Source organism: Pseudomonas sp. NFACC45 (assembly GCF_900113505.1).
Taxonomy (GTDB): domain Bacteria; phylum Pseudomonadota; class Gammaproteobacteria; order Pseudomonadales; family Pseudomonadaceae; genus Aquipseudomonas; species Aquipseudomonas tehranensis.
In genome coordinates, this window is record NZ_FOPO01000002.1 from 599,401 (window position 1) to 616,635 (window position 17,235).

Annotated in this window: 15 protein-coding genes; 12 read left to right on the plus strand and 3 right to left on the minus strand. The window is 61.9% G+C overall.

Annotated elements, in window-relative coordinates; translation table 11 throughout:
* Positions 1-7 precede the first annotated feature (7 nt).
* The 7 genes from tssE to BM132_RS05525 are packed head-to-tail and all read left to right on the plus strand — an operon-like array spanning position 8 to position 8,842.
* Positions 8-451 carry a type VI secretion system baseplate subunit TssE gene (tssE, locus tag BM132_RS05495; RefSeq protein ID WP_092396833.1) on the plus strand — a complete coding sequence of 148 codons (444 nt, stop codon included), beginning with the start codon at positions 8-10 and terminating at the stop codon, positions 449-451.
* Positions 435-2,225 carry a type VI secretion system baseplate subunit TssF gene (gene tssF, locus BM132_RS05500; protein WP_092453869.1) on the plus strand — a complete coding sequence of 597 codons (1,791 nt, stop codon included), beginning with the start codon at positions 435-437 and terminating at the stop codon, positions 2,223-2,225. The genes tssE and tssF overlap by 17 nt, the downstream gene beginning before the upstream one ends.
* Positions 2,189-3,214 carry a type VI secretion system baseplate subunit TssG gene (tssG, locus tag BM132_RS05505; RefSeq protein WP_092453871.1) on the plus strand — a complete coding sequence of 342 codons (1,026 nt, stop codon included), beginning with the start codon at positions 2,189-2,191 and terminating at the stop codon, positions 3,212-3,214. Before tssF ends, tssG begins: the two co-directional genes overlap by 37 nt.
* Before the next feature lies 1 nt (position 3,215).
* Complete coding sequence (gene tssH, locus BM132_RS05510) at positions 3,216-5,759, plus strand: type VI secretion system ATPase TssH (protein ID WP_092396827.1); 2,544 nt, start codon at positions 3,216-3,218, stop codon at positions 5,757-5,759.
* A 55-nt stretch (positions 5,760-5,814) separates the two neighbouring features.
* Positions 5,815-6,258, plus strand: coding sequence for a hypothetical protein (locus BM132_RS05515; RefSeq protein WP_092396825.1), 444 nt, complete (start codon positions 5,815-5,817; stop codon positions 6,256-6,258).
* A gap of 18 nt (positions 6,259-6,276) precedes the next feature.
* On the plus strand, positions 6,277-8,286 hold the full coding sequence (gene tssI, locus BM132_RS05520; protein WP_092453873.1) for a type VI secretion system Vgr family protein: 2,010 nt from the start codon (positions 6,277-6,279) through the stop codon (positions 8,284-8,286).
* Between the two features lie 13 nt (positions 8,287-8,299).
* A complete protein-coding gene (locus BM132_RS05525; RefSeq protein ID WP_092396821.1) occupies positions 8,300-8,842 on the plus strand; it encodes a toxin-antitoxin system YwqK family antitoxin in 543 nt (180 codons plus the stop codon).
* Positions 8,843-8,978: 136 nt separating this feature from the next.
* Here BM132_RS05525 and BM132_RS05530 read toward each other — a convergent pair whose 3' ends face one another.
* On the minus strand, positions 8,979-9,374 hold the full coding sequence (locus BM132_RS05530; protein ID WP_092396819.1) for a DUF4280 domain-containing protein: 396 nt from the start codon (positions 9,372-9,374) through the stop codon (positions 8,979-8,981).
* Between the two features lie 180 nt (positions 9,375-9,554).
* Here BM132_RS05530 and BM132_RS05535 point away from each other — a divergent pair, with 180 nt between their 5' ends.
* The 3 genes from BM132_RS05535 to BM132_RS05545 all read left to right on the plus strand — a co-directional run bounded on the left by BM132_RS05535 (position 9,555) and on the right by BM132_RS05545 (position 12,745).
* Positions 9,555-10,622, plus strand: coding sequence for a phosphotransferase family protein (locus tag BM132_RS05535; protein WP_092453874.1), 1,068 nt, complete (start codon positions 9,555-9,557; stop codon positions 10,620-10,622).
* Between the two features lie 24 nt (positions 10,623-10,646).
* The gene (locus BM132_RS05540; protein ID WP_092396815.1) at positions 10,647-11,414 is read left to right on the plus strand and encodes an SDR family oxidoreductase; all 768 of its coding nucleotides are present in this window, start codon (positions 10,647-10,649) and stop codon (positions 11,412-11,414) included.
* A 215-nt stretch (positions 11,415-11,629) separates the two neighbouring features.
* Entirely contained in the window at positions 11,630-12,745 is a 1,116-nt protein-coding gene (locus tag BM132_RS05545; protein WP_092453876.1) for a Gfo/Idh/MocA family protein, read from the plus strand.
* Between the two features lie 154 nt (positions 12,746-12,899).
* On the opposite strand, the gene BM132_RS05550 is transcribed toward BM132_RS05545, so the two are convergent.
* Positions 12,900-14,342: an FAD/NAD(P)-binding protein gene (locus BM132_RS05550; RefSeq protein ID WP_092453877.1), complete on the minus strand. Its 1,443-nt coding sequence runs from the start codon at positions 14,340-14,342 to the stop codon at positions 12,900-12,902.
* 15 nt (positions 14,343-14,357) lie between these two features.
* A complete protein-coding gene (locus BM132_RS05555; RefSeq protein WP_092453879.1) occupies positions 14,358-14,921 on the minus strand; it encodes a helix-turn-helix domain-containing protein in 564 nt (187 codons plus the stop codon).
* On the opposite strand from BM132_RS05555, the gene BM132_RS05560 reads away from it, so the two are divergent.
* On the plus strand, positions 14,916-15,941 hold the full coding sequence (locus BM132_RS05560) for a DMT family transporter (RefSeq protein WP_092453881.1): 1,026 nt from the start codon (positions 14,916-14,918) through the stop codon (positions 15,939-15,941). The genes BM132_RS05555 and BM132_RS05560 overlap by 6 nt on opposite strands.
* 302 nt (positions 15,942-16,243) lie before the next feature.
* On the plus strand, positions 16,244-17,215 hold the full coding sequence (locus BM132_RS05565; protein ID WP_092453883.1) for an IS110 family RNA-guided transposase: 972 nt from the start codon (positions 16,244-16,246) through the stop codon (positions 17,213-17,215).
* Positions 17,216-17,235 lie beyond the last annotated feature (20 nt).

A 17,235-nucleotide genomic window follows, 5' to 3' on the forward strand; every position in this document is an offset into this window, starting at 1 on the left:
CGCGCCCATGGCTGGCTTCGGGCTTCGCCCTCCTTTGTTCGAGCGTCTGGCCAGCCCGACGCAAGACCCTGAGCGGGCGTTCGACCGGCAGGCGTTGCAGGACTCGGTGCATGCCGAACTGCTACGCCTGTTCAACACCCGACGCGGCCCGAAGGCGCTGACCGAGCCGCCGAGCATCCTGGATTACGGCATCGCTGACTGGACCGCGCTACAGCAGCAGCGCAGCGATGACCGTCGCCAACTGACCCGCGAGATCCGCCAGGCCATTAACCACTTCGAACCGCGCCTGCGGTTGGGCGAGGTTCAGGTCAACCCTGTACCGGGTCATCCCCAGCAACTGAACATACGGCTATTGGGCGAGTTGCGCGGCGACCAGCACTCATGGCCCGTGGCATTTGTCATCGAGCCCGCCGGCGACGGCCTTGAGGTACGACATGAGCGACTCGATTGACCCGCAACTGCTGGATTATTACCAGCGTGAACTGACCTGGCTGCGACATGCCGGGAGCTTGTTTGCCGAACGTTACCCCAAGGTCGCCAGGCGCCTGGAGCTGTCTCCCGGTGAATGCCCGGACCCGCATGTCGAGCGACTGCTGGAGGGCTTCGCGTTGCTGGCCGCCCGCTTGCAGCGAAGACTGGACGACGACTACGCCGAGTTCAGCGATGCCTTGCTCGAACAGCTTTACCCCCTGGCCCTGCGCCCTTTGCCGTCCTGCGCGATCGTGCAGTTCGAGCCCGACCCGAGCAAAGGCAACCTCAATGAAGGCTATCCCCTGCCCCGGGACACGCCCTTGTTCGTCACCACCGACAAGGGGCAGAGCATTCATTTTCGCACCACGGCCGCCGTGCGCCTGTGGCCGATCGAAGTCAGTGAAGCGTTGCTGCTGGGCAGCGATGAGGCTCAGGCGCTGACGGGGGTGGTTCAGGCGCGTTCGGCCTTGCGCCTGAACCTGCGCTGCCTGGGCGAAAGCCAATGGTCGACGCTGGGGATCGATTCCCTGCGGGTGCACCTGGCAGCCTCACCCATGATCAACGCCTGGCTGTATGACCTGCTCGGCGCCCATGCCGTGAAGGTCCTGGCCGGCCCACCGGGCAGCGTGCCGGAGCCGCTGACTGGTCTGCCTGAGATCGTCGGTTTCGCCAGTGATCAAGCCTTGCTGCCGGACGAAGACGGTGTGCACCCCGGCATGCGTCTGCTGGCGGAATACTTTGCTTTCCCTGACAAATTCGACTTTTTCGACTTGCCCCTGGCCGGAGCGACCAGCGACAGCCAAGCCTTGTACCTGTACATCGTGTTCGACCGCGCGCCCGTCAGCCGGCTGCCGCTCCAGGCCAGCGACATCGCCCTGGGCTGCGCGCCAGTGATCAACCTGTTCCCCAGGACGTCCGAGCCGCTGCGCCCCGACGGCACCCGTAGCGAATACCGCCTGGTGGCCGACAGTCATCGAGAAAACAGCGTCGAGATCCACAGCATCCGCGGCATGCGCGCGACGTCGAGCCAGGGGGTGCGCAAAGTCCCGGCCTATTACGGCAGCCAGCACGGCAACGACCAGGCCTATTACTGGCATGCGCGGCGAGTCAGCGGCATGAGCCCCAATCGCCTGGGCACCGATTTGATGGTCAGTCTGGTGGACACTCAGTTCGACCCGCTGGCTGACACGCGGGACTACAGCCTCACCGCCGAGTTGCTGTGCACCAACCGCCACTTGGCCCAAAACCTGCCGTCCGGCACGGCACTGGGTTTTGAGCGTCCCGGGCCGGTGGCCTGGGCTCGCCTGCGCAACCCGCCCAGCCCGCAAAGCCTGCCACGCCTGGATGGCGAATCGCGCTGGCGGCTGGTGTCGCAACTGACCCTCAACCACCTGTCGTTGGTGGAAGGTCCCCAGGCTCTCGACGCGCTGCGGGAAATTCTTGAATTGCACAATCTGCGGGACGAGGCCAGTGCCCGGCGTCAGATCGCCGGGGTGCTGGAACTGGGCTGTGACCGGGTCATCGCCCATGTCGGCGAAGACGCCTGGCGCGGGTGGCGCAACGGGTTGCAAGTAAGCCTGCAACTGGACCCGCAACATTTCGTCGGCAGCAGTGCCGTGCTGTTCTCCGGGGTGCTGGCGCAGTTCTTTTCCCTCTATGCCACCGCCAATCGTTTCGTGCGCACCGTACTCGTTCAGTCGGACAGGGAGGTGAAAACATGGCAACCCCAAGCCGGCAAACCCCTGACGCTCTGAACCTGAGCGAACGCTTGCGCCGCGATCCGCATCGTTTCGAATGGCTTCAGGCATTGCTGGTGCTGGAGCGCGAACAGCCCCAGGCCGAAACCCTGGGCAGCGGCACCGCGCCCCACGCCGAAGCCCTGCGCCTGCGGGGACCGTTGACACCGCTGTTCGCCGCCAGTGAAGTCGAAAGCCTGAAGCAGGAGCCCGGCACCGCGCCCGTTCTGACCACGCCAATCTTTGGCCTGGGCGGCCCCGACGGTCCCTTGCCTTACGCCTATCAGGAATGGCTGCAACAGCGGGCACGGGCGCGCGATCATGCGCCGGCGGAGTTTCTCGACCTGTTCCAGCATCGCCTGCTCAGCCTGCTCTACAAAGTGATGCGCAAACACCGCATCGCCCTGGGTTTTACCGCACCAGCGGCGTCTGCCGTGCAGGCACAACTGCGCGCATTGACCGGCCTGCTCCCCAAGGCGTTGCAAGAACGCCAGGCCGCGCCCGATGCTGGCGTGCTGGCGTGTACCGCGCTATACGCCGATGGCCGGCGCTCTCTGGCCGGGTTTGCGGCAGTCGTGCGCGAACAGTTCGGGCTGCCAGTGGAACTGACCGCCTACGAAGGTGGCTGGCGTGAAATCCCGCCCGCCAGCCGCAGCCGCTTGCAGCCCGGCGGGCGCAACTTGCGCCTGGGCCACAGCGCGATAGCCGGCATCCGGGTCTGGGACGAACATGCCGGTGTGCGCATGACCCTCGGGCCGCTGACCGCCGCCCAGGCCAATACCTTGCTGCCCACCGGCGAGACCCATCCGTTACTCGCCAGTCTTTACGCCTTGTACTTCGGTCCCGATCTGGATTGCACCCTGGTGCTGCTGATCCGGGGCGCCGGGCCACTGCAACTGGTTCGCCAGGCGCCGCCGCGCTTGAGCTGGAACGGTGGCCTGCAACGCCAGCCGAACCTTGCCATACAACGGATCGAAACTCGCCTTCGTCAGCCGGAGATCGCCTGAAATGGAACTGGCCAGCCTGATCGGACGTCTCAACCCGGACAACCGCCGCGCCCTGGAACGCGCAGCGCAGCGCTGCCTGCAACGCAGCCATCACTATGTGGAAATCGAGCACCTGCTGCTGGAACTGTTGGACATCGAAGGCGGTGACTTCGCCTGTCTGTTGCCGCGCTTTGGCTTGGAGCGCGACGCGGTGGCAGCAGAAATCAACAAGGCCCTGGAGCTGTTCAAATCCGGCAGTACCCGCACGCCGGCCCTGTCGACGCAAACCATCGGCCTGCTGGAGGACGCTGTGGTGCAGGCCAGCGTGCTGGGCCTGGACAGCATCCGGTCCGGCTTGTTGTTGCTGGCACTGTTGGACCGAGATGAGCGTCGCAGCCTGTTGCTCAACAGTGCTTCGTCGCTGTTGCGCATTCCCCGGGAGGCCTTGCGCGCCCATCTGCTGGAATGGACCGAAAGCTCTCGGGAACATGTCGGCGGCGTGCGCCCGGTAAAACCCGGTGAGACGCCACACAAACAAGACCCGGTGCTCGACCAATACACCCAGGACCTGACTGCCGATGCCCGGGACGGACGCATCGACCCCATCGTCGGCCGCGACGGTGAGATACGCCAGTGCATCGATATCCTGCTCAGGCGTCGGCAGAACAACCCGATCCTGGTGGGCGCGCCGGGCGTCGGCAAGACCGCCGTGGTGGAGGGCCTGGCCTTGCGCATCGCCGCAGGCGACGTGCCTCCGTCGTTGCAGGAAGTCACGTTGCGAGTGCTGGATCTGGGCCTGTTGCAGGCCGGCGCGGGCGTCAAGGGCGAGTTCGAACAGCGTCTCAAAGGCGTGATCGACGCGGTACGCAGCGCGGAAAAACCGATCATTTTGTTTATCGACGAAGCCCACACCCTGATCGGTGCCGGCGGCGCTGAAGGTGGCAGCGATGCGGCCAACCTGCTCAAACCGGCCCTGGCCCGAGGCGAGCTGCGTACCCTGGCCGCCACTACCTGGCTGGAATACAAAAAATACTTCGAGAAAGACCCGGCCCTGGCCCGGCGTTTCCAGTTGGTGCAGGTCGAAGAGCCGGACGAACTCACCGCCGTGGAAATGCTCCGTGGCGTGGCGACCAAACTGGAACAACACCACGGCGTCCAAGTGCTGGACGCGGCCATTCACGAGGCGGTGAAACTGTCCCACCGCTACATTTCCGGGCGGCAATTGCCGGACAAAGCCATCAGCGTGCTCGACACCGCCTGCGCGCGGGTCGCCCTCGGTCAACACGATGTCCCGCCGCCCCTGGAAAGCCTGCGCCACCGGCAGAACAGCCTCAAGGACGAAGTCGAACGCTTGCGCCGTGAACAGGCCACCGGGCTGGATCACCGCGAACGCATCACCCTGCTGGAAACCGAGTCGGGCGCCAACGTGCAGGCCATCCGCGAGCTGGAGACCCGTTGGGGCGAAGAGCGCGAAGCGGTGCGCGAACTGCTCGACACTCGCCGCGAACTGCTGACCTTGAGCGAACGCGCCGACGGTGAAAAACCCGACACCGAGATCGACAACCGCATCGACCACCTGGCCGCCGAACTGCTGCGTCTGGAGGCCGGCCTGGATGCCATTCGCCAGGACGATCCGCTGGTGCCCGAACAGGTGGACAGCAAGACCGTCGCCGCCGTGATCGCCGGCTGGACCGGCATTCCGGTGGGCAAGATGCTCGCCGACGAAGCTCACGCCGTGCGCACCCTCGGTCAGCGCATGGGCCTGCGGGTGATGGGCCAGGACACCGCGTTGAACACCATCGCCCAGCGCCTGCAAGCCTACCGCGCCGGCCTGACCGATCCGCAAAAGCCGGTCGGCGTGTTCCTGCTGGTGGGCCCCACCGGCGTGGGCAAGACCGAAACCGCCTACGCCCTGGCCGATGCCTTGTACGGCGGTGAACGTAACCTGATCAGCATTAACCTTTCGGAGTACCAGGAAGCCCACACCGTCAGCCAACTCAAGGGCGCCCCACCCGGCTATGTCGGCTACGGCAGCGGGGGTGTGCTCACCGAAGCGGTCCGGCGCAAACCCTATTCGGTGGTATTGCTCGATGAAATCGAAAAGGCCCACCCGGATGTACTCGAGGCTTTCTATAACGTCTTCGACAAAGGCCTGATGGAAGACGGCACCGGCCTGGTGGTGGACTTCAAGAACACGGTGATGCTCGCCACCAGCAACGTTGGCGCCGAACTGTTGCTGGACACGCCGGCCGCGCAACTGGGCAGCGACGCCTTCAACGAAGCCTTGCATAAAGTCTTGCTGCAAGCGTTTCGCCCGGCATTTCTGGCGCGCATGACGGTGGTGGCGTATCGGCCGCTGGATGAGACGACGCTGGAAGCCATTGTGCTGGCCAAGCTGGAGAAATTGCGTGGGCGGTACAAGGCTGCGACCGGCAAGCCATTCGAGTTCGACGCGGGGATCGTCAAGGCTGTGTTGGCCAAGTGCAGCGCAGCAGGAGCAAGGGATGTGGAGAATGTGTTGATGACGCAGGTGACGGGGAAGTTGGCGGAGTGGGTGTTGGAGTGACACACCGTCGTTGTTCATCACCTGTTAAGACTTTCTGAGTTGGACCGGAGCCCTTATGAAGTTCTACCACTACACCACCCAGTCAGCGGCCAAATCCATCACTGATAATCAAATCGGCACCCCCGCCGTCCGGGAGTGGAAATGCACGATGAATCAACCTCAAAAGTGGGCCTGGTTCAAAAAGCAGCATGAAGAAGGGTTCTATTTAACGACCATACCACCGTCTGAAATACGAGAGAAAAAAGAGAAACTTGGCATTAGCAAACTGTCAGAAGTCTATGTTTTGTATTTCAACATCACATGGATAAAACCAAAACAGATGAAGAAAGTGGATGACTACGTAAATAGCGGATTCATCAAGATTAAAAAAGTTGGCGAGCCTGACAAAATTTGCGCTCAACGTATTGGCGTCAATACCAATCAACTGGACAATGTTCCTTTCCCAGTTGAATCATGTTTATGGGCAGGCCCGGTCGAAGGATTTCCTGACGATATTTGACGGCGCTGAGGACAATCAATGCCCCGCTCCACCGACAGCAACACCACCCTCTCCCTCACTGCGGCCACGCTGTCAGCGCTGTATCCGGAATCGCTGTCCGGCGAAGAGAGCCTCAATGCCTTGGGCTCGCACATCCTCAACGGCATCAACGACGGCTCCTCGCTGACCCTCACCAGCGCTGTCGCCAGCCATGTCACCCTGACTCTGCACAAGGACGCCTTGTTGCGCCCGCTGGACTGTCTGGTCGCGGAGATCCGCCAGCTCCCCGCCGACGCCACCGCCGAACGCTATCAACTTTTACTGCGCCCCTGGCTTTGGTGGCTGACCCTGGCGAGCAACAACCGGGTGTTTCAGAACCTCGCCACCTCGGACATCGTCACCACGATTTTCAAGGCCCATGGTTTCACCGACTTCCAGCTCAAACTCACCGGCAGCTACACACCCCGTGAATACTGCGTGCAATACGGCGAAACCGATCTGGCCTTTGTTTCGCGGTTGATGGAAGAAGACGGGATTTTCTGGTTCTTTAGCCACGAGGAAGGCAAGCACACGCTGGTATTGGCCGACAGCAACGATGCGTTCTTGCCGATTCCCAACGGCCCGACGGTGAATTATCTCGGGCAGAACATCGGTGATCGGGAACTGCACGGCGTCCGCTCAGGCCAGGTGTGCTTGCAAGCTGTGGCCGGGGTGTACCAGGCGACCGACTACCAATTCACCACGCCAACGACGTCGCTTTACAGCCAGGCCGAAGCCGTCGCCGGGCCGAGTTCGATATACGAGCATCCGGGCGGTTATGACGCCAAGGGCCAAGGCGATGCGTTGACCAAACAACGGGTGGATGGCCTGCGCAGTCAGGAGAAGCGTTTTGTCGGCGAAAGCGACTGCCGTTGGCTGGTGCCGGGGTATTGGTTCACCCTCGCCGGCCATGAAGACTCGACGCTGAATATCGATTGGGTGGTGACCTCGGTCAGCCACGAAGCCAGCCACGATAGCTACCGAAACCGCTTCGAGGCGATTCCCAAGGCCACGACTTATCGACCGCCCCGCACCACGCAAAAACCGCGCATGCACACTCAGACCGCACTCGTGGTGGGCAAGGCCGGCGAGGAAATCTGGACCGACGAATACGGGCGGATCAAGTTGCAGTTTCCCTGGGACCGTACCGGCAAGAACGACGAGAGTTCATCCTGCTGGGTTCGTGTGGTGTTGCCCTGGAGCGGCAAGGGATTTGGCATGCAGTTCGTGCCGCGCATCGGCCAGGAAGTCATCGTCACCTTCATCGACGGCGATCCCGACCGGCCGCTGGTGACCGGTTGTGTCTACAACGGTGACAACGCCCTGCCCTACGCGCTGCCGGCCAACCAGACCCAGTCCGGGATCAAGACCAATTCGTCCAAGGGCGGTGGCGGTTTCAACGAATTACGCTTCGAGGACAAGAAGGACGCCGAGGAGGTTTTTCTCCAGGCTCAGAAAGACTTCAACATCAACGTGCTCAACGACACCACCGCCACGGTCGGTCACGATGAAACCCTCACGGTGCAGAACGCTCGCACTCGCACGGTCAAGGAAGGCGACGAAACCGTCACCCTGGAAAAGGGCAAACGCAGTGTGACCATCCAGACCGGCAGCGACAGCCTCGATGTGAAGGACACCCGTACCGTGACCGTAGGTTCGGACCAGAACCACAGCACCGGGGGCAACTACGCGCACAAGGTCACCGGTAACTATGAGCTGACGGTGGACGGCAACCTGACCATCAAGGTCAGCGGCACCCTGACCCTGCAAAGCGGTAGCAGTTTCGCGATCAAGAGCGGTGCGGACCTGGCGGCCCAGGCCAGCACGTCCATCAGCCAGAAGGCTGGAACCGCCCTGAGCAATCAGGCCGGTACGTCATTGGAAAACAAGGCCGGCACCACCCTGACCAACGACGCCGGCATCAGTCTGGTGAACAAGGCCGCCGCCGAACAGACCGTGGACGGCGGCGGCATGCTGACCATCAAGGGCGGCCTGGTGAAGGTCAACTGACAGGAGTGCGCCGATGGCCTCGAAAAAACTCGACCTGGAACGTGACGACAGCCACCTGAGCGGGCAACTGGTCGACGGCCACCTCAACGGCTCACTGCAGATTGATGAGGCCCAGCGCCGGCAAGCGACCCTCAACTATCAGCAAGGTGAGCTGCAAGGCACCAGCACGCTGTATCACCCCAACGGTAAAGTCTCGGCGGTGTTGCCCTTCGTCAGAGGCAAACTGCAGGGCGTGGCGAGCTTTTACGCCGCCGAAGGCGGGCTCCAGCGTCAGGCCACTTATCGGGGTGGGTTACTGCACGGTGAGGCGAACAACTATTTCCCCGACGGGCAACTGGCCGAGTCCGAGTTCTATCGTGACGGTGTGCGTGACGGTCGTTATCGACGCATGCACCCCAATGGCAACCCCGCCGTCGATGCCCGCTACCTCAACGGCCAACTGCTGGAACCGGCACACGCCTACGCCGCAGACGGTCGGCCACTGGACGCCGACGGCAAGCCGATCTCCAGGGTACGCTGGTGGTTCAGGCGCTGGAATGACCCGGCGCAAGCCTGAATACCCCCGCCCCTTGTGGGAGCGAGCCTGCTCGCGATGACGGTGGCACATCCAACATCACTGCAAGCTGATCCACCGCTATCGCGAGCAGGCTCGCTCCCACAGGAAATCATTGATACCTGTAGGTTCGCACCATTCAAGGAATCAACATCTGCACCTGCCCCGGCACGACGATCTTGATCACCCCGGCCCAGGTACACATCAAGGTGCTGTTGGCATCGATGGCCGGCATGTTGCCCAGCAGCAAGGTTGGTGGGCCGCCGGGGATCCACGGGGTTGCGGTGGCAGGAATGCACGGCATGGGTGTCAGCACGCCCAGTGCCGCGGTGGTCGCAGCGGCAACTGTGGGATTAGCCAGGCTTTGACACATGCCGAAGGTGGTGATGTTCACCAGAGGGATGTGATCCATGATATTGGCCGCCGGCATCCCGCCGGTCAGCAGCCGATTGACCGGCAGCACATTGAGCACCGCCGGGGCGGCGCCGAAACTGCATTGCAAGGTTGCAGTGCCACAGACTTGCGGGCATCCCATCGCGATGGCTCCCTGAAAAGCGACAGACGCTGAAACCATAGCTCATCCACCCGGCATCAGGCCCGCTGATTATCCTGCAACACGCTAACCTATAAGACCTTGGCGTGCTTGTGACGCCCCTCACCTGCCATTAGATTAGCCAATGATCGATGGCCTCCAAAATAAGCAGAAGGGATAAGCATGGCGTTTACTGATCAGTCCACCCGTGTCCGCGACGGTGAAGAACTCGATGCCAGTCTGATTGACCCGTACCTCAAGGCCCATATTCCAGGCCTGACCGGCACGCCGCAGATCAGCCAGTTTCCCGGTGGCGCTTCGAACCTGACTTACCTGCTGGAATACCCTGAACAGGAATTTGTCCTGCGACGCCCGCCGTTCGGCCATAAAGCCAAGTCCGCCCACGACATGGGCCGTGAGTTCCGCATCCTTAATCAGTTGCGCGAAGGTTTCCCCTATTGCCCGAAAGCTTACGTGCACTGCACCGACGAGTCGGTGATGGGTGCCGAGTTCTACGTGATGGAACGGGTCAAGGGCATCATCCTGCGCTCCGACCTGCCGCCGGAACTGGGTTTTGACGCCGCCCGTACCGAAGCCCTGTGCAAGAGTTTCATCGACCGCCTCGTCGAACTGCATCAGGTTGACTACAAGGCCTGCGGCCTGGCCGACCTGGGCAAGCCCGAAGGCTACGTGGCCCGGCAGATTCGTGGCTGGAGCGACCGATATGAAAAGGCCCTGACCCCGGACGCGCCGAAATGGGAGGCGGTCAAGGCCTGGCTCAACGACAAAATGCCCGCCGATCACCCCACCTCCAGCATCGTGCACAACGACTACCGCTTCGACAACGTGATCCTCGACCCGGAAAACCCGATGCAGATCATCGGCGTGCTGGACTGGGAACTGACCACCCTTGGCGACCCGCTGATGGACCTGGGCAACAGCCTCGCCTACTGGATCGAAGCCGGCGACCCGGCCCCGGTACAACTGATGCGCCGCCAGCCCAGCCATGCACCGGGCATGCTGACCCGTCGCGAGTTCGTCGATTACTACGCCGAACGCTCCGGAATCCGCATCGACAATTTCGACTTCTATTACACCTACGGCCTGTTCCGCCTGGCCGGCATCGTCCAGCAGATCTACTACCGCTTCTTCCATGGCCAGACCCAGGACAAACGCTTCGCGCAGTTCGTTCAGATGAACAAACTGCTGGAGCAGATGAGCCTGCAGGTCATCAGCAAATCCACGCTCTGAGCGCACCTATAACAAGGAAACAGCATGTCCAAGACTCAGTTGTTCGACCTCGACGGTAAAATCGCTTTCGTTTCCGGCGCCAGCCGCGGCATCGGCGAGGCCATCGCCAAACTGCTGGCCCAGCAAGGCGCCCATGTGATCGTCTCGAGCCGCAAACTCGAGGGTTGCCAGCACGTGGCCGATGCCATCATCGCTGCGGGCGGCAAAGCCACCGCCATCGCCTGCCACATTGGTGAAATGGAACAGATCAGCCAGGTATTCGCCGGCATCCGCGAGCAATTCGGGCGCCTGGACATCCTGGTAAACAACGCCGCCACCAACCCGCAGTTCTGCAACGTGCTGGACACCGACCTGGGGGCGTTTCAGAAAACCGTCGACGTGAACATTCGCGGCTATTTCTTCATGTCGGTCGAAGCCGGCAAACTGATGCGCGAGCACGGTGGCGGCAGCATCATCAACGTGGCGTCGATCAATGGCATCTCGCCGGGGATCTTCCAGGGCATCTACTCGGTGACCAAGGCCGCAGTCATCAACATGACCAAGGTGTTCGCCAAGGAATGCGCGCAATTCGGCATCCGCTGCAATGCCTTGCTGCCGGGCCTTACCGACACCAAGTTCGCCTCGGCGCTGGTCAAGAACGACGCGATCCTGAAAACCGCCCTGGCGCAGATCCCGCTCAAGCGCGTGGCCGACCCAAGCGAAATGGCCGGCGCGGTGCTGTACTTGGCCAGTGATGCGTCGAGCTATACCACCGGTGTGGCGCTGAATGTGGATGGGGGGTTCCTGTCCTGATGATGTTTCCCCTGTGGGAGCGAGCCTGCTCGCGATGACGTTGGATCAGCTAGCATTGATGTCACTGATCCACCGCTATCGCGAGCAGGCTCGCTCCCACAGGGGGTGGTGCAGTGAGCGCCAATTAAAGAATATTTATTCCAACATTTGCAATATGCGAATATTTATTCCATAAAGAGCCCTTCTGAAAATAAAAACTCAAAGGGCTCTTTCTCATGCGCGAACTCGGCATCGGTCTGATTGGTACTGGCTTCATGGGCCGTGCCCATGCCTTGGCATTTCATAACGCCAAAGCGGTGTTCAACCTTCCTCAACACCTGAAACTGGCGGCGCTGGCCGATGCCGATCCCCAGCGTGCCCGACAGTGCGCCCAGAGCTGGGGGTTCGAAACGGCCCACAGCGACTGGCAACAACTGATCGACGACCCGAAGGTCGACCTGATCGCCATCACCACGCCCAACCATTTGCACTTCCCGATGGCCATGGCTGCACTGGCAGCGGGTAAGCCGGTTTATTGTGAAAAGCCCCTGGCCGTGTCCCTGGAACAGGCCGACCAGATGCAACGGGCGGCCAAGGCGGCTGGCGTGGTCACGCGGGTCGGCTACAACTACCAGCACAATCCGCTTATTCAACGGGCGCGGGACATGATCCAGCGCGGGGAACTGGGACAGATCATCAGTTTCCAGGGCGAGTTCAGCGAAGACTTCATGGCCGATCCGACCTCACCATGGTCATGGCGCTGCGAAGCCGCCCACGCCGGCGGCGCATTGGCGGACCTGGGCAGCCACTTGCTGGCCATGGCCCGTCATTTATTGGGCGATGTCGAGGCGGTGTGTGCCGACAGCCAGACCGTACACAGCCAACGCCCCGCCAGTGCCGGCAACACTGAGCAGCGCACCATCGCCGTGGATGACCAAGTCCACGCCCTGCTGCGCTTCACCAGCGGCGCCCGAGGCACGTTCAGCAGCAGTTGGCTCAAGCACGGCTACAAGAATCACCTGAGTTTTGAGATCAGCGGCACGCTCGGCACCCTGGCGTTCGATCAGGAACGGCTGAATGAACTGCGGCTGTGCCGCGTCGGCCAAGGGGGCTTTCAACGTCTGCTGGCCGGCCCGGACCTGCCGGGCTACGCCGCGTTCAGCCCAGCGGCCGGGCATCAGCTGGGGTACAACGAATTGAAGACCCTGGAGGTCCAGGAATTGATCATGGCCATCGCCGGCCAGGGCGGCGACGGAACCGATTTTGAAGAAGCCTGGGAAGTGGAACGGCTGGCGGCCGCGATTCGCCTGGCGGCGCGGGAGGGGCGTTGGGTCAGGGTCAGCGAGCTATAACCGCTCACTTCAGTGAACTTCCCTGTGGTGAGGGGATTTATCCCCGTTGGGGTGCGAAGCGCCCCTAAAACTGCCTCCTCGTTGTGTCAGGCTAAATTTGGGGCCGCTTCGCGGCCCAGCGGGGATAAATCCCCTCGCCACAGGGGGTCCAACTTCAATCTTGGCTTTGCAACTCAACCAACCGCGCCGCCAGCGCCTTGGCCTGGCTCGCCACATCGGTCACTGCGGTGCTTTCCCACCACATCCCGCGCAAGGGTGGTCCCATGGCGAACAGACGACTGGCAGGCTCGCCCTGGGCATCCAGCACCGCGCCATCGGCACGGGCGGCGATGCCCAGGGCCAGTGGACCGGGCTGAACCAGTCCGCGAGCCAGCAGTTGTTGGGGCAACGGTCGGGCAACCCGACGCCAATCGTATTCGATGCCACTGGAGTTGATCAGCGCAGCGCCCTGCACCACCGTTAGATCCGCCTCACCCCGCCCCCGAATGCGGATGTTCACCGCTCCCTCGACCGACGACGCCAACCCCTTGAACGAAGCCGCCTGGATCCGCAACCGCCCTTGCTCATGTAGCCGCGCCACCAGCTCGGCGCTCAAGGGTGGTGAACGATGATGATGGCTCTCCCACCAGGGCCGCACATGCCGCACAAACTGTCGGCGCTGCACATCACTGGCCTGGCTCCACAAGCGCCCGATGTGCGCACGCACCGTGTCCAGCGGGGCTTGCCAGTCGATGCCCTGGGCCTGGGCCTGACGACATTGCTCACGCAGAGCGCGCATCAATTGGCGTGGCGAGCGCAGGCTGTGATCGTCGGCGAGAAAGTCCACCCACTCAGGCGGTTGTCGACGCACATGGGGCAGCAGGCCATGGCGGGAAAACACTTCGATAGGTCCGCGATGCCCGGCCTGCTCCAGGGACACCACGGCATCCACCATCGTCAGCCCTGAGCCAATGATCAACACCGTGGATTGCGGATCGAGCCGACGCATCGCCGCTACATCCCAAGGGTCCAGCGCGGCGGCATTCAAGCCGCTGGATTCGGTCTGCGGGGTGCGCGCCGCCGGGAACATGCCCGTGGCGAGCACCGCGAACCGTCCGCGCAAGGTCTGGCCGTCGTCAAGCGTCAGCAGCACGGTGTCAGCCGCAACCTGCAGATCGACGGCTTCGCCACGCACATGCTCCGCCACCGAGCCGTTGCGGGCTCCCAGCGCCCGGGCTTCAGCCAGACGCTGCTGCACATATAAACCGAAGATTCCCCGGGGCGGGAACAATTCGCTGACCGGCACATGCTGCTGATCCGACTCGGGCCAGCCACCGGCCTCGATGAATTCGGCGAGCCATTGAGTCAAGTCATCGGCGTTGTCCGGATCGACGCTCATCCGCGCGGCGTTGCCGTTCAAGGTGTGGCCCAGCTCCACCGCGCTGTAGGCCTCGCCCCGACCCAGTTCGCTGCGCGGCTCGACAATCAGCACGCTGCGCCGGCCAGGCAGGCGCAGTAGCTGCGCCGCCAGCATGGCTCCGCTCAGGCCACCGCCGACGATCAAGACGTCGGCCTCGCGGGTGATGCTGCTGACAGGTCGATCCAGCGCTGTATGCATGTCGCTCTCCAGGAATCAAATCACCACGTTGCGTACGAATCTCGTCGCCACCGAACCCTCATTGCGATAGGCATGGGGCTGGTTGCTGGCAAACATGAAAAACTCTCCGGCGCCTATCTGGTGCTCTTCGCTGCCCAGCGTCAGGGTCAGGCAGCCTTCGAACACATAGAGCTGCTCGCTCCAGCCATCGGCATCAGGTTCGGATGGGTAACGCTCACCGGGCTCCAGGCGCCATTCCCAGAGTTCGACTTCGCGGCTGGCAGTGGCCTTGGCCAGCAGCACGGCTTTGCTGCCGGGGATGGTACCGGCCCAGGCCAGTTCGTTGATGCGACTCGGGTCGCGGGCATCGGGGGCCTGGATCAGGTCGCTGAAGGCCACGTCGAGGGCTTCGGCGACACGGTCAAGGGTGGTCAGGCTGACGTTCTTTTCGCCGGCCTCGATGGCCACCAACATGCGCCGGCTGACCCCGGACAGTTCGGACAGGGTTGTCTGGCTGAGCTGCGCGGCGTGGCGCAGGCGGCGGACGTTCTGGCTGACGTGTTGCAGGACGGATGCCCGCTGGCCGTTTTCTTTGTGCACTATATTGCTCATCTGCTGGGGTTGCGCATTATACTGCCCACCTTCTTCGGGCGCATTGTGCGTCCGCCTCAGGTGGCGCGCAAGGTCATGGCATCGGTGAACTCCCCCCAAGCTTCCTCCCGTTTCTCCAGGTTCAGCAAGGCCGAATGCGTGCTAGTGCTGATCACCATGATCTGGGGTGGGACGTTCTTGCTGGTGCAGCACGCCATGACCGTCAGCGGACCGATGTTTTTCGTCGGCCTGCGTTTTGCCGCCGCCGCAGCGTTCGTCGCGCTGTTCTCCTGGCGTCATCTGCGCGACCTGACCCTGTTCGAACTCAAGGCCGGAAGCTTCATCGGCGTGGCGATCATGCTCGGTTATGGCTTGCAGACCGTCGGCCTGCAGACCATTCCCAGCAGCCAGTCAGCGTTTATCACCGCGCTTTACGTGCCATTCGTACCGCTGTTGCAGTGGTTGGTGTTGGGCCGCCGGCCCGGCTTGATGCCGAGCCTGGGCATCATGCTGGCTTTCACCGGGTTGATGCTGGTGTCGGGCCCGGCCGGGGCGTCGTTGAATTTCAGCCCCGGTGAAATCGCCACGCTGATCAGCGCCATCGCCATTGCCGCCGAAATCATCCTGATCAGCGCCTACGCCGGCCAGGTCGATGTGCGCCGGGTCACCGTGGTGCAACTGGCAAGCACGGCGGTACTGGCATTTTTGATGGTGGTGCCCACCCAAGAAAGAATCCCGGACTTCTCCTGGCTGTTACTGGTCAGCGCCGTGGGCCTGGGGGCGGCCAGCGCGGCGATCCAGGTGGCGATGAACTGGGCGCAGAAAAGCGTCTCGCCCACCCGCGCCACGCTGATCTATGCCGGCGAACCGGTGTGGGCCGGGATTGCCGGGCGCCTGGCCGGCGAGCGGTTGCCGGCGATTGCCTTGTTTGGCGCGGTGTTGATCGTAGCGGCGGTGATCGTCAGCGAGCTGAAAACCCGGGGCAAAACGGTCAACGAGGCGGATGAGGTGCTTGAGCGCGAACGCTGAGGCAATCGAAAAAGCCTTGAGAAGTCGTTGTCTTTGAAACGATCGCAGCCTTCGGCAGCTCCTTGTATATCGACTATCGCCCTGTCAGGAGCGATAGTTCTCGACTGATCATCGAGGGAGGGACTTGGAAGCCGTGCAGCTCCTTAGGCTTTTTGCCTGTGACGTAGATTGTGCTCCAGCCCTCCACACTCACTCATACAGTTCGAACGGTATCTTGGGCCCGCCTCAGGCTAGAGCTCGCATTCGCAAGGTTGGACAGAGTGAAGTGATGATCGCAAAAGGGACCAAGTGGAGAGACGATCATGTCAGGTTTCGTTGGCGTCGACATCGCAAAGAACACCTTTGATATTGCTACACATTTGCCCAATGGCAAGCACAAAACCAAGGCCAAGCTGGGCAACGATCCGAAGGGTTTCAAAGAGTTTGAGACCTGGCTGGACAAACACGTCGAGCGTTCGGCCCTGATCGTGATGGAAGCCACCAGCGTCTACCACCTGGAGCTTGCCGAGTTCGTCTACAACAAGGGTTTCCGGGTCTGCGTAGTGAACCCGGCCACGACCAAAGCGTACGCGGACAGTGAACTGCGCCGAATCAAGACCGATAAAAGCGACGCCAAGCTGATCGCTGACTTCGCCCGAGAAAAAGATCAGAAGCTTCAGCCCTGGGCGCCTGAGCCACTGAAATATCGCCAGTTGAAAGCGATGGTGCGCCGTTTGGATGACCTTCAGGAAATGGAGCAAATGGAGCGTAATCGTCTGGATGTGTCTGACGAAAAGGTCAAAGACTCGATCAACTCCGTTCTGCGCCATATCGAAAAAGAGATCGTAGAAACGCATAAGGCGATCAAAAAGCACATTGATGACGACCCGGACATGCGCCAGATGCGGGATCTGATCGTGACCATCGACGGCATCGGACAGAAAACGCTTGAGCGATTGCTGGCCGAGCTGGGTGACTTGCGCAAGTACAGCGATCCTCGCCAACTTGTCGCCGCTGCTGGGCTGAACCCCAAGTTGCAGGAATCAGGGAAGCTCAAGGGCCACACCCTAATTTCGAGAATCGGCTCAGCACGGCTGCGTGCAGGCCTTTACATGCCTGGCATGGTGGCGCTGAAACACAATAACGCGATCATGGCGATGAAAGAACGCTTGGAGGCCAACGGCAAGGCCCCCAAGCAGATCATCTGCGCAGCGATGCGCAAACTGCTGCACTTCGTTTACGGAGTGCTCAAGTCAGGTCTGCCATATGACCCAAAACTTGCGCTTGCCCGGTGAGATTTAAGACGGTATCTACA